The sequence below is a fragment of the Mesotoga sp. UBA5557 genome (assembly GCF_002425715.1).
In the GTDB taxonomy this organism is placed as follows: domain Bacteria; phylum Thermotogota; class Thermotogae; order Petrotogales; family Kosmotogaceae; genus Mesotoga.
The window spans coordinates 1-13,772 of sequence record NZ_DIMV01000071.1 but is presented as its reverse complement, the minus strand read 5'-3'; the positions used below and the strand labels follow the sequence as shown (position 1 = coordinate 13,772).

Genomic DNA, 13,772 nt, shown 5'->3' with positions numbered 1-13,772 from the left:
GAGGGGATTAAAGAGCTCTTCAAGGCTTCAGGAGATCCTAGATCCTTACTTGGCCTCTTTGCTTTCCCCTCATCTCTACTCTCTCCATATTCACCCCTTCTTACTCTACTATTCCTAACTTACTTGTCCAATTCCCCTGGGGGGTGAATACGCTCCGGCAAAGCACCTTCTTACCGGTCCGCCTTCTTTGAAAAATGAACTTAGATAGTTTCTAGTACACACCGGAATTTTCTCATCATCTCCTGTGAATCCAAGGAAACTGAATAATATGCACGCAGTGATCCGAAAATTCTCATTCTTTCTCCTTGTGCATGCTGTAATATTTCAAAAAGGTTTACCGAAAAAAGAAAACAACGTTCAGGTTATCTCTCATCTTTTCCCATATTTCTGCGACAATACCACCAAAATTCTTTCTTATAATTTGTTTGAAAATGATTTGAAGAAAGTGCAGATGAACATGAACCTTGACATAGAAGTACAGCAAGCGGCAATTGATTACCAGTTACAGCAGAACTGACAGTGGAAACCTTCATGAGCTTTCTCACCCCATCCCTCAAAGCCGGGCCGACAAGGTCCGGCCTTCCTGTTGTCTGTTATCTTGCTAATGAGAGTGTTCCTGGAGGCTTATCTGGGATAATAGATCATGTGATTCAGATAGAAGGTCATTCATGACTGGAGATCTGCAGACACCATTTTTGCGAAAGGCTTTTGAGTATTGATGCATGAGAATCCGCCGCGGAGTGAAGAGGAAACTTACAATGAGCAGAATACGGAAAATCAGCAAGATCTTGACTGGAAGAGCCGCCGTTGACGGCGCCGGAGTGAAGCTTGTTAGAGTATTGGGGCACAGAGACGTTGAGGATTTTGATCCGTTTTTGCTGCTGGATGCCTTTGATTCGACAAATCCGGAGGACTACGTTAAGGGCTTTCCATGGCATCCTCATAGAGGTATCGAGACCGTGACTTATCTTGTAAGCGGGATTATAGAGCACGGTGATAGTTTAGGAAACAAAGGCGAAATACTCGACGGAGACTGTCAATGGATGACGGCGGGGTCGGGGATCATTCATCAAGAGATGCCCAAACCGTCGGCACGGTTGCTTGGAGCACAGCTCTGGCTCAATCTACCTGCCAGGGACAAAATGGCAAATCCTCAATACGGAGACATAAAGAGTCATGATGTTCCTGCTGTAGATGAAGAAGGTTCAATAGTGCGCGTAATTGCAGGACCTTACAAGAATATCACCGGAGCATTCGAAGGAAGATATGTGAAGGCCAAGTATCTAGATGTGGAGGTCAAAGCCGGAAAAGAGTGGTCATTCGGGACCGGTGATGATATGACTCTCTTCATCTTTATACTGCTGGGTAGCGGAAGATTCGATCCTGATGAAGAGGAAGCCATTGACAGCAAGCGAGCTGTTCTCTTTGGCGATGGAGATACCTTCTGGGTGAGGGCAGGAAATGAGGGGATAAGATTCCTGCTGTTTTCAGGGAAACCTCTTAAAGAGCCCGTTGCATGGGGAGGCCCGATAGTCATGAACACCAGGGAGGAACTGGATGTTGCCTTCCGGGAACTGAGCGAGAACACCTTTGTGAAGCATGAATGAGACCTGCTCGACCATTTATAGAGTAATTATGAAGACAAGTGTTTGGCCTAGATGATTGCAGAAAAGATATCATGCCCTCCATTCAGCGAAAACTCTATGCGTTGATGCCGGCCGGTCGCAATGTGAGTTCATAAGGAACTATTGAACGATCACAATGGACTGAACCTAGTCGCGAAACAGGTCTCTTCAGCCGAGGTTGCTTTGTGAAAAGCCATACTCATCAAACATTTGGTCATCCAGGCCTTCCAGATTGTTACTTAAATCAAGAGAGTACTATTCAATCTGCTAAGTATTCTCTCCGCACATATGTATAATCAGTTCATACGATGGCTTTGGCGCGTGACCGGGCCAATCTCCGAGTAGTACTGGCGGCAAAGCCTGGAATACTCTGGAGGTGCTTTATGAAAGCGTTCTGGCTTGTTAGGACTTCGCTGCTGATAATCCTTCTACTTTCGTCAGGGGTGCTTTTTGCCCTGAACTCAGAGACACCTGTTGATGGGTACAAACCTCCCACAGAAGTGTCAGGAACCGTTGCCGAAGATACTGTTTGGACGAGGGATCGAAGTCCGTACTTGGTAAGGTCTACTATCACCGTTTCACCTAATGTGATTCTTACAGTCGAACCGGGGGTAGAGATTTTCATCGTCCAGAATCAGGACTTCATTGTTGACGGAACTCTGAGGGCTGTCGGCAATAAGGAGAACCCGATTGTCTTCACCGGAACTGCTCAGGTACCTGGATGGTGGCGATCTATCAACATTCGTAATGAGGGTTCGGCCTTTCTTGAATGGTGTGAAATTTCCTTTGCAGGTGCTTCAACGGGAGCTGGAATTCTCAAGGCGGGATCGGGGTCTTTGAGACTAACTAACTCAATTATCCGAAGAGTCCGAGGCGATGGTCTCAGAATATCTTCGGGGTACTCTTTTTTTGAAAGCCTGAACAACCTATTCATGTATAACACGAATGGAGTCAGGGTCGGGATAAACTCATCCTTCTTTGACCAGACTTCAGATTTCGTTTCAAACGAAGTAGACATCCATCTTGACGGAGGAACTATCGGCGCGAATGTAAGGTGGGGAGCCGGCGGCGATTATTCCATGACGGTTACCGGGGATGTGACGGTGGGTGTCGGGGCTTCTCTTGAGATAGCTCCGGGAACTGTTATCAAGTTCAGGCAAAACAACAGGATCTTGGTCTACGGTGAACTTCAGGCGAGAGGAGAAGAGAGTCGGCAGATCTTTTTCACTGATCTGCGTGACGACTCCGTGGGTGGAGATGCAAACGGTGACGGGAACGAGACTCTTCCCGAGAATGGTGGGTGGAGGTCGATCAATATTCTGAACGAGGGCTCAGCCGTTTTTGAGTGGTGCACTCTGGCCTACGGGGGAAGATCAGATGGAGCTACTCTTCTTAAGAGCGGCAGTAGTTTTCTAAGAATATCGAATTCAACGATTATTAACAGCGCCGGAGATGGACTAAGAGTAGCGGCCGGGTACTCTCTATTTGAGTCTTCGAACAACTATTTCGGGCACAACTCAGTTGGTCTGCGGCTGGGGATAAACTCATCTTTCTCAGATCTCACTTCGCGATTTGAAGGTAATGATCTAGATATCCACCTTGACGGAGGCGCAATAAACACGAATGTTGTGTGGGGAGCCAACAGCGATTACTCTATGGTTACCAATGGAGATATAACCATCGCTGCAGGCGCCACATTGGAGCTCAAAGCCGGAACCGTGATTAAGATGAGGCAGAACAACAGGATTCTAGTATACGGTCACCTTGAAGCAAAGGGTAGAGAAGACGCTCCCATAAACTTGACCGACTTTCGAAACGATTTAGTCGGCGGAGATGCCAACGGGGATGGCGATGAGACTTCGCCGGAGATCGGTTGGTGGCGGAGCATAAGTCTTCTGAACGAGGGCAGCGCGAGTTTCCATTACTGTGTCATTGGTTATCTGGGAGCTAGTGATAGAGCCGGAGTAATCAAGAACAGCACCGGAGCCCTTTCAATTTTGTACAGTACCATACATGATGTTGCGGGTGACGGACTGAGAGTTGACAATGCAGCTGGCGGCACCGAAGTGAGATACTCGACATTGTCTCACAATTCAGGTTCAGGATTGTATTACAAGACCGACGGAGTTAAGACGGAAGCTTTAGCTATTGTTTCTAATGCCATTGGAATAAGACTTCTTGCTGGCAGTTCGATTGAGGTGGACGAAGTAACGTATTTTGATGAAAATAGTATTGCCGTACAGATTGATCCCGGTACAGTCTCGGGAGATGTAGTGTGGGCGACTCCGGGATATATATCGATTCTGATGAATGGTAGCGTGACTATTGCTGCCGGAGCGAGCCTCACAGTGAAGCCGGAAACTGTTATCAAAATAGCGCAGAACTCTATGTTTGCTGTCGATGGAAAGCTCATTGCTTTAGGGACCGAGGAATCACCCATCTTTTTCACCGATCTTCGAGACAACACTGTTGGCGGTGAAATACCTGGAGCAGAATCACCACCGGAGGCCGGCTGGTGGAGATCTATAAGTATCCGCAACGACGGTTCTGCTTACTTCGATTGGTGCAGAATCTCCTATGGCGGTAGAACCGATGGTGGAACGATAGTTAAGAGTGGGACAGGTGCTCTTTCGGTATCGAATTCGGTCATAGCTAATACTTCTGGGGACGGACTCCGTATAGCGGCAGGATACTCTTCATTCGAGCATTTCGACAACCGGTATGTGAGCAATACGAATGGAGTGCGAATAGGTATAGGTTCTTCTTTTGTCGATCAGACAACATCCTTCGAAGGGAATGCGGTCGACATTTACCTCGACGGCGGGACTGTTAACGGAGCAGTAGCCTGGGGATCAAGCAGCAATTATTCTATGATAGTTACGGGAGACGTGAATATCGCAGCTGGGGCTTTACTTAGTATTCATTCCGGTTCTGTCATTAAGTTCAGGCAGAATAACAGAATTATCGTTTACGGAGTTCTAGAAGCGACGGGCAAAGAGAATCTGCCTATCTACCTCACCGATCTTAGGGATGACTCAGTTGGCGGAGATGCAAATAGAGACGGCGAGGAGACGGTTCCGGCTTCCGGCTGGTGGAGATCGATCAGTATTATGACAGATGGGAAAGCAGACTTCGAGATGTGCGTGATCAGATACGCGGGGTATGGAGATAAGGCTGGAGTCTTGAAGAATAGTTCGGGACACGTCGCAATGTCGCATACACTTGTTGAGCACATTGCAGGAGACGGTTTCAGAGTTGACAATGCAGCCGGCGGGGTTATGGTTAGAGAATCTACCTTCTCTCATAACTCGGGAGCAGGAATTAACTACCGGACAGATGGAGTGGTTATCGAGGGATCTTTCTTCGAATCCAACGATATTGGCATAAGGGCCGTTGCGAACAGCTCGCTGTCTATAGATGGGAGGACACACTTTGCCGAAAACAACCGGGATATTCACGTAGATGCGGGAACCATAAGTGGAGAAATAGTCTGGAGAGTTCCTGAGCATACCGCCCTGTTCTTGAGCGGAAGCACTTCTATTTCCAGAGACGCGAGACTGGAAATACTGGCCGGCACAGTTGTCAAAGTGGCTCAAAATACTTCTATAACAGTTGATGGCGAATTTATCGCTATAGGAACTGAGCAATCGCCTGTTCATATAACCGATCTCAGAGATGATTCTGTAGGCGGAGATACGAATAGAGATGCCGAAGCCACAGCGCCGGATAGAGGCTGGTGGAATTCAGTGAACATAAGGGAGTCAGGAAAGGCCAAACTAGATTGGATTACCATAGGGTACTCCCAGAGCGGGATCGTTCGTAGCGGATCAGGATCTTTCACACTAACCAATTCTACTATCCATAATGTCACAGGAGACGCGCTAAAGCTTCTCGCCGGGTATTTAAGTCTTGAACTCTCGAACAATTCATTCATAAGTAACGGGACTGGAGTACGGCTGGCAGTTAATGTCTCTTTCGACGACCGGTTGGCAAGATTCGAAGAAAACGGAACCGATGTATTTGTAGATGGAGGAATGATAACCTCCGACGTAGTATTCGGCCTGAGCAGTGAGTACTCATTCTACGTGTCTGGGGAGTTAACCATTTCTAAGAACGCAATATTGGAAATCAAATCTGGAACAGTTTTGAAGTTTGCTGCCTACAGGGGATTACGGGTTTCCGGTAGCTTAAAGGCCGCAGGGACTGAGTATGCGCCGATCGTTTTCACCGACTGGCGGGATGACTCATTTGGAGGAGATTCTAATCGTGACGGCGATGATTCTCTTCCTGAACCAGGTTGGTGGAGAGGTATCTACATACAGGAAGAAGGGAGCGCGGAGCTTGAGTGGGCTATCGTTATGTTTGCCGGTTACGGGGACAAGGCAGGTCTTTTCAAGACAGGTTCTGGATCATTGATCGCCAAGAATGTGTCGGTCTCAAGGACTGCCGGCGATGGTCTTCATCTAAGCAACAGCACTGGATTCTTAGAAGTTTTTGAGTCTTCGTTCTCTGGAAATTCAACTGGAGTGGGGATCTCCTCCTCGCAGACCGTTCCTATTTCTTTCGCTGACTGTATCTTCGAAGAGAACACCATCTATGGTGTAAGAAACGATAGTCAGGTCGATGTAGTTGCTGTAGATTGCTGGTGGGGCGACATTGCAGGTCCGCACCATCCTTCTCTCAACTATCGAGGAACGGGGAATTCAGTAAGTGACAATGTGACGTTCGATCCCTGGACAGGAAAAGAAGAGCTTGAATACGAGTTGGATACGGAAGAAACTATAACCAAAGAAGAGGTAATTGGAGAAGTCTTTGCAGCCGAATGGGTAGAGGTTTTCGCCGATGGAATATGTTTTGAGGTTCCGTCGATCTGGTATGACGATTCTCAAGAGTATAGGCGCGAACTGGAGGACGACGAAGATTCGAAGGCCGTCAGCAGATGGTTCGATTCTGAACCCGGCTCGGAGAATGTTTTCTTTGTTATTGCTCGAGTGAGGCCCGATTTTCTTGAAGATGAAAAAGAGGAGATCAGACTCTCTATGGAGGTTGTTGAAGAATCGGAAAGGCTCATTGCCGGTCAACCCGGCATATGGATAGAACTTACGGCGCCCCAGTGGGACGTTGAGAGAACAATCTACTCACATGTCTATCAGCCCGATGAAGACGGGTACTGTCTATCGATTGGATTTGCGGCAAAGGTGGGTTTTTGGAGCCAGAATGAACCGATTCTCGAGAGAATTGTGGATACATTGAGATACTGTGTGAACTGAACCACGCCACAGTATGTGTTCGCAAAGCAATCAATGCAGGAACGATGGCACTGACTGTGTCTTTCAGTCGATAAGTTTCTTTGACTACTTAGTCGTCGAATGCCGATAAGTCGTCTCTGCCGAAAGGATTGTCTTTCACACGATTGAGGTGTCTCAATCTGAAGGCAAAGTAAATTATGCCAATGATCTCCCATACTATGAAGAACAAGAAGAATGAAGCACTGAAATCTGTCCCGACCTGATAAAGAAGAATGAGCAATATCACTATTGAAAACACGGCCCCGAAAACCGGGATTAGGGTAAACCATTTCTTATTAACTATTGCGGGAGCTCTCTCTTTGAGCCTTGGATCATTCTTCAGTCTGAAGACTGCAAACATCGTTGGGACGATTACTGCTATTCCGCCTATTGAAGCGAAGGCTGCGAATAGGTTTAGGCCGGATTCGCCAACTGAAATCAGCATAATTGAAGAGAGAAGCCAAATAATCGTCAGCAAAACCCATGGTGTTCCTCTCTTGTTGACCAGTCCGAGTTTTGAGGGGAATACTCGGAGTTTACAAAGTGCGAGCAAAGATCTAGTCCCCCACATGTATGTCGCGTTAATCGTTGTAGCAATTGCGAGTATCGGGCCGCCGAATGTGAAGACATAGAAAAGAAATCCGCTGAGGTAATTCGAAGCAACGTCGTTAAGAGTGCCATTAGTCATTACATCTTCTCCTACTCCAAACGAGACGATTGCCATCAGGAGATAGCAGACCAAGACAACTGAGAGAGAAAAAACCACCGAAAGCGGGAGATTTCTCCTGGGGTTTTCCACTTCCCCACCCAGCTCTATCACGGCATTAGAGCCCGCGTAAGTAAAAGTCAATAGCGCCGAAGCGTATATTATCGAACCGATCCCTTTCGAGAAAACGCCTTCGAGGTTGCTCGCTTCGATTCTGCCAATGCCCGGCACAGTGTAAATTGTGATAGCAATAAAAAGTAGAGCTACAGCTAGAATTTCCACTCGCGAAGCCATTTTAAGACCCATAAGGTTGACTACATAGAAGAAGGTGAGAATAATCAGAGCTACAGGCACAAGAGCGATCCCATCCCAGATACCCTTCATATATGATGCCAGCGCAAGCGCGTTCAACGGAAACAGGCCGACAAATGCACCGAAGAGATAGGCCCAGAGACCGAGAAATGCGACTTTGGGTGAAAAGAGGAAAGCACCGTACTTGAAAGTTCCGCCTGTCGTGGGAAGTGTCGATCCGAGCAACATGACGTTTATCATGATAATTGCCATGGGAGCAAAGGCAACGACGAATGCAAGTATTGTTCCCACCCCCGCACTCTGAGAAGCGATCGGCATGTAGATGAATATTCCTGCCCCGATTGTCATCCCCACTTCCAGTGCGACCAGATCCCAGAACTTCATAGTCTTCTTCATCTATTCCACCTTTCCGAGCACCGACCAAGAACTTTCGCTCAACTCTGAATGCCTTTCATGGTGCATCTTTTATTATACATTGTGTCTATCCTTTGCTGAAAGGCGATCTCAGTTTCGACTCTCTTTAGGCCGGGATTTCTTGCCTTTCCACAGGTTCTGCTACTTTGGTCGTCATATGCTGAGATGATTCCTTATATTGTGTGTAGTATTTAGAGATGCTTCGGGGAGTCGCCATTACAGGTATTGTTGGTATAGAGGTGAATCTTCGTCTGGCAGGAGGATCCGTTGGCACTGCATTGCACAAGTTCGTTAGTGAAAAGGACTTTTGCTGTCATGCTTGATAGGGATTATACTTGAGAGAACTCCTTTTCGTTGGTGGTAAAGTTATATCTAAGACAATTACTGTTTCCGTGTGGATATTGATCGCTTTGGCCTCGTGAGCAGTGTCGCGTTTGAATTTTCTTCTTTTCCACTCGTTTATCGAAATTACGGCGATTTTGATCGCCGGAGTCCTGGTATCAATGGCATTCATTTCCAAAGGAAAGAATGTTCTCGTGCTGAGAATGGGATATCTCTACAGCGTAGTAATGGTCCTGGATGTTCTTCACACAATCTCGTTGCCGGGATGGGTGTCTTTTCTTCCTGGACGGCAAATCAGCCGACACAGTTCTGGATTCTGGGTCGGTTGATAGAGGCTTCCGGTCTGGCGTTGGCGCTGGTTCTGCCCAAGAAACGAAATCTCAACATTGGCTATTTTGCAGGGTTCATTATTGCAGGAGCCCTTGGAAAGACGACGATCTCCCTTGGATACTTTCCTGAATGTTTCATTATGGGAATAGGTCTCACTTCATTCAAGATTTCGATAGAATATGTAGTAATCGGAATCATATTATTGAGCATCTATCTTCTTTTTCGAAGCGTTTCTCCAGACGTTGTCCCGTACAAAAAGTACTACTTTCTGGCTCTTCTTATGACCGCTGCCGGTGAGATAGTTTTTACGACCTATACCGACGTGTACGGTTTTTCTAACATGCTTGGCCATGTTTTCAGAGTGATATCTTATTTCGTTATCTTGCAGGGGATAGTCTACAGGTCCATTCGCGAGCCGATCGACAGCCTTTACAATAGAATCAGCAAGACCCAGGAAGAGCTTATTGCAATTATGAGCGAGACGACTGAAATAAAGGATCCATACACAGCAGGTCACCAGAAGAGGGTTGCCATACTGGCAGAAGAGAAAGCAAGAAAGATGTGACTTTCACAGGATGACCGAAATGTGCTTTCGTTAGCCTCCAGGCTCCACGGCATCGGGAAGCTGTTCATACCTGCAGATATACTCAACAAACCCGGAAGGCTTAACGAGATTGAATGGGCGTTGATCAAGAATCATCCCGACGAAGGCTACAAAATCCTGAAGGAGATCCATTTCGGTCTGCCCGTTGCAGAAATAGTCAGGCAGCATCACGAGAGAGTCGATGGGTCCGGTTATCCGAGAGGTCTGAAAGACGGTGAAATAATGCTTGGAGCGAGAATTCTTGCAGTTGCAGATGTTGTCGAGGCAGTAAGCTCCCATCGTCCTTACAGACCCGCACTGGGACTTGAGATGGCCCTGGAAGAGATTAAATCAGGAGTTGGCACGAAGTATGATGAAGAAGTCGTCAAAGGCTGTCTTGAGCTATTCAGTTCGGGTTTCTTGCCAGACTAGATATCAGATTTCAAACTGCAAGAAGCTCTCTTCCTTGGAACTGTGGACGTTGTGAACTGCATCGGATAATGAGGATTTCGATCTGGATCATAAAGTATCTGTTTTCATGTTGATATTCAGTCTCTCAGAAGCACAACATCCTTCATGGAACTCTGGCCGCACACAATTCGATAGGTTTAAGGAACGGAATCAAGATCTCGCTAATTCGAGGTGGTAAGGTCTGTCTCACAGGCCATTTACACTTTCGGCTATAAAAGTCCCGATTGGTCTTTCATTGTAGTAAGCTTTTCGATTCAGCGAAGGCTCTCATGAGAACGAGTATTCCGGGAATTTCAGATGCAACCGCGCAACTTCCCGTTTTTGACATCACGATTATTTATCTCGGTCATATTAGTAACCTCTCTTAGATACTTCACAGCACCTAATCAAATATAATGAAACGAATATGAACAACTATTGATCCTAGGATTATTCGGAAAGGGATGCAGAAGTTGTTGATGATGAGATGGAGGAATAGATGATGAGAAGAATGTCAGTAACTGTATTTCTAATTCTTATTACGGTTTTTCTGGGGGCAAGGCTAAATGTAGTAAAGTCTCTTGTTCTTGGTGGAAGCGGCAACGACGAGGCAAGCGACGTTAAGATTCTCGATGATGGAAGCGTTGCGATTTCAGGGCACACAGACTCTTCTTTTGGGACAGTTGTTTCTTCACACGGTCAGGAAGACTTCCTTATAGTGAAACTTGACAGTGACTTGAATCTTCAGTGGTGGAAAACCTTTGGTGGAAGTAAGAGAGATATTGCTGAGGCAATAGCCTTAACTGCTGACGGGGGATACTTGTTGGCAGGTCTGACGGAATCCGCAGACGGAGATGTGACTAATAACAACGGTATTGGTGATTTCTGGGTGATCAGGCTTTCAACAGAAGGCGAACTCATCTGGGAGAGAACACTTGGGGGCAGCGGACAGGATCATGCATACGATGTACTTGAGAAACCTTCAGGAAACATTGTAGTTGCAGGATACACAAGATCTGCGGACGGAGATGTCTCTGGCTATGATTGGGGAGAAGACTTCTGGATAGTGGAACTGGATAGTGAAGGCAATATGGTGTCTCAATGGGTAGTTGGCGCTTACAGATCTGAAGATTGCGCGCAAAAACTTTACCTGGGAGAGGACGGGTCAATTTATGCAGTCGGCTACTTTGCTTACAGAGATTGTGGAATAAGCTGCAACTACGTGGACAACCAGATGTCGATCTTGAAGATCTCGGCTGCTGGGGAAGTCGAATGGTTTGATCAGTTCGGAGGTCAGTGGTTTGAGGATGGCTTCGATATTGTTGCAGAGAGTGATGGCGGTGCCATAGCCATTGGTTCACAGGACGCCGGGGTATCACTGTTTTCGAATGGACTTGGTGGAAGAGATTTCTGGGTTATTTCGGTCGATGATGATGGTAATGAACTGTGGAGCAAGAACTACGGCGGGAGTTTCACGGACGTTGCGCGTTGCATAGTTCTTACAGATGATGGGGACTTGATTGTAGCTGGACAGACAACTTCTAACGACATCGATGTCAAAGAAAATTCCGGCATGAATGATGCTTGGATCATGAAACTGGATTCTCAAGGAGGGATAATAGATACTCTATCTTTCGGCGGTTCCGGGGATGATGTCGTCAATTCAGCCTATATTGAAGGGAACAGGATCATATTCGCAGGGTATTCCATGTCCTATCAAGAGGGCAGTGCAGAAAAGAGAGAGAAAGATCTTTGGCTATTTGAAGTAGTTAATTAGCTGACTAGTAGCCATTGAATTTCTGCATCAGACGCATTACTCCTTCTATTTGCTGAAGATGCAGCATATTCGGGAGTTTTCCCGTTTTCTTCAACGGGCTTTCCCTAGAATTTCCATCAACAGTTTTCGTATTGAGTAACAAGCCTTCAAAGACTTCTGAATAGCCGATCCATTTATCTAGGATGTCGTATTGATCTCCACATCGATAAGTGGGTATCTCGTAAAGACTAGAGTGGCATTCTGTTTGTCGTCACTTTATGGTCTCACCAGGATCTGTGCTACAATCAGTTTGGAGTGCCTCTGCTGTTTACGGAGTGTGAGCTGTATGGGTCTTTATGCGATAATTACCGCCGATATCATCCAATCAAGGAAGCAAGAGATTCCGGTGGAGAGTATTCGGAATTCGATCGAGGGTTTTGGTTCGGAGTATCTCGCAAAGCCATTCGCCATATCTAGAGGAGATGAGATTCAGGGTGTATTGTCTGAGCTGGGGGCCCTACCGATACTTGTTCGAAGGTTGAGATACATTGTGCGACCCTTCAGGCTAAGAATTGGGTTAAGCATAGGCGAAATCGATAAGAAGGAGCTTGAGGAGGCCGGTTCTTCTTGGGATTTAAGCGGCAGAGTCTTCTTCGATGCGAGAACGGCGCTTGATAGTGCGAAGCAAAGTAAGATTTCCAACACTTTCTTCGTTTATGATAACGAGTTACTGTCAATTGCCATGAACACCTCTTTATCTTTGCTTGAAACTGTTGAGAGGAGTTGGACTGAAAAGCAGTGGGAAGCCGTTCATGTATATGAAGCCGAGGGGACTTACGAAAAGGCGGCTAAGGCTCTGGGAGTGACAGCCCCGACGGTTCAGGAACACTGTGAAAAGGCCAGCTGGAATGTGGTAAGAGCTGCCGAAATGGGGTTGGCAAAGTTGATCGATTTGTCGCTTGGAAATTAGTTTATTCAGCCTTATATTTGTAAAATTAGTCTATATAACCTTATTTACGCTAAATAAGTCTTTAGGACCTTATCATAAGTATATTTCACGACAAACGCGCATTTACTGGGATATTAACGGAGGCTACCATGACACGATTAGTGATACCTCTAGCGCTTTCGGTTCTGGCGCATGTACTTGCCGATTTCTTGTTTCAGACAGACGCAATGGCAAACGAAAAGAATAATGTTCAGATGAAGGGATTCCTGAAACACTGGTGCGTTGTGTTTGTGACTCTTCTGGTTCTTATGCTCCCCTTCAAGCTGACCGATGTGCTCATGTACTGCCTTGTGCTTTCCCTCTTTCATATACTGATAGATGTGTTCAAAGCTCAGATCGAGAGTCGGAGAGGTCCGGCAACGAAGTTTGTTATGCTCCTTGTTGACCAATTCTTGCATCTAGTGCTCATTTCTTTCCTCTTGCCGATTTCCAGCTTCACCGTTTCAAGGAGCTTCTCGAGCTTCATTGGCTGGTTCTCCATACATACGGGGCTAAACCTATCCTCGCTTCCGGTTCAAAGAATTCTGTTGATAACAATTGTCTATTTGTACGTACTCTTTGCCGGTGCGGTATTCATAAGAAAGCTCTTCGATCTCATCTACAAGAATGTACCGGACTATCTTCAGAGAATAGCAGGAGACAGCTCCGTTCTCGATAATGTGAAGACCGGAAAGGTGATCGGGATCTTCGAAAGACTTCTCATTCTTACACTTTATCTCACGGGAAATGTTGCCTCTATAACCATTGTAATAGCCGCCAAATCGCTGGCCAGATTTAAGAATTTCGAGAACAAAGACTTTGCAGAATACTATCTAATCGGGACACTGGCGAGCGTGATGATTGCAATGGTTGGCGGGATGATCTTGAAGGTTCTTTGAAGGGTTGGGAAGAGCCTGAGGTCAGAGGCAAGAGGTCGGAAGAGCGAAGAGAGAGAGAAGTCCATTGTTCTGGTGCTTT

General features: G+C 46.5%; 7 protein-coding genes and 1 pseudogene. 7 read left to right on the top strand and 1 reads right to left on the bottom strand.

What is annotated here, in order from left to right:
- Positions 1-758 precede the first annotated feature (758 nt).
- Positions 759-1,607 carry a pirin family protein gene (locus tag B3157_RS10005; protein ID WP_292590322.1) on the top strand — a complete coding sequence of 283 codons (849 nt, stop codon included), beginning with the start codon at positions 759-761 and terminating at the stop codon, positions 1,605-1,607.
- Between the two features lie 401 nt (positions 1,608-2,008).
- Entirely contained in the window at positions 2,009-6,895 is a 4,887-nt protein-coding gene (locus tag B3157_RS10000) for a right-handed parallel beta-helix repeat-containing protein (protein WP_292590321.1), read from the top strand.
- Positions 6,896-6,983: 88 nt separating this feature from the next.
- Here B3157_RS10000 and B3157_RS09995 read toward each other — a convergent pair whose 3' ends face one another.
- A complete protein-coding gene (locus B3157_RS09995) occupies positions 6,984-8,327 on the bottom strand; it encodes an APC family permease (RefSeq protein ID WP_214061383.1) in 1,344 nt (447 codons plus the stop codon).
- 443 nt (positions 8,328-8,770) lie between these two features.
- On the opposite strand from B3157_RS09995, the pseudogene B3157_RS09985 reads away from it, so the two are divergent.
- The 5 genes and pseudogenes from B3157_RS09985 to B3157_RS09965 all read left to right on the top strand — a co-directional run bounded on the left by B3157_RS09985 (position 8,771) and on the right by B3157_RS09965 (position 13,693).
- Positions 8,771-9,582 (top strand): annotated as a pseudogene (locus B3157_RS09985) (MASE3 domain-containing protein).
- A 21-nt stretch (positions 9,583-9,603) separates the two neighbouring features.
- Positions 9,604-10,032, top strand: coding sequence for an HD-GYP domain-containing protein (locus B3157_RS09980; protein ID WP_349680388.1), 429 nt, complete (start codon positions 9,604-9,606; stop codon positions 10,030-10,032).
- Positions 10,033-10,549: 517 nt separating this feature from the next.
- Positions 10,550-11,827, top strand: a complete 1,278-nt coding sequence (locus B3157_RS09975; RefSeq protein WP_214061350.1) for a hypothetical protein — start codon at positions 10,550-10,552, stop codon at positions 11,825-11,827.
- Positions 11,828-12,152: 325 nt separating this feature from the next.
- Complete coding sequence (locus tag B3157_RS09970; RefSeq protein ID WP_292590319.1) at positions 12,153-12,776, top strand: SatD family protein; 624 nt, start codon at positions 12,153-12,155, stop codon at positions 12,774-12,776.
- Positions 12,777-12,904: 128 nt separating this feature from the next.
- Positions 12,905-13,693 (top strand): DUF3307 domain-containing protein, encoded by a 789-nt coding sequence (locus B3157_RS09965; RefSeq protein ID WP_292590318.1) that lies wholly within the window; start codon positions 12,905-12,907, stop codon positions 13,691-13,693.
- Positions 13,694-13,772 lie beyond the last annotated feature (79 nt).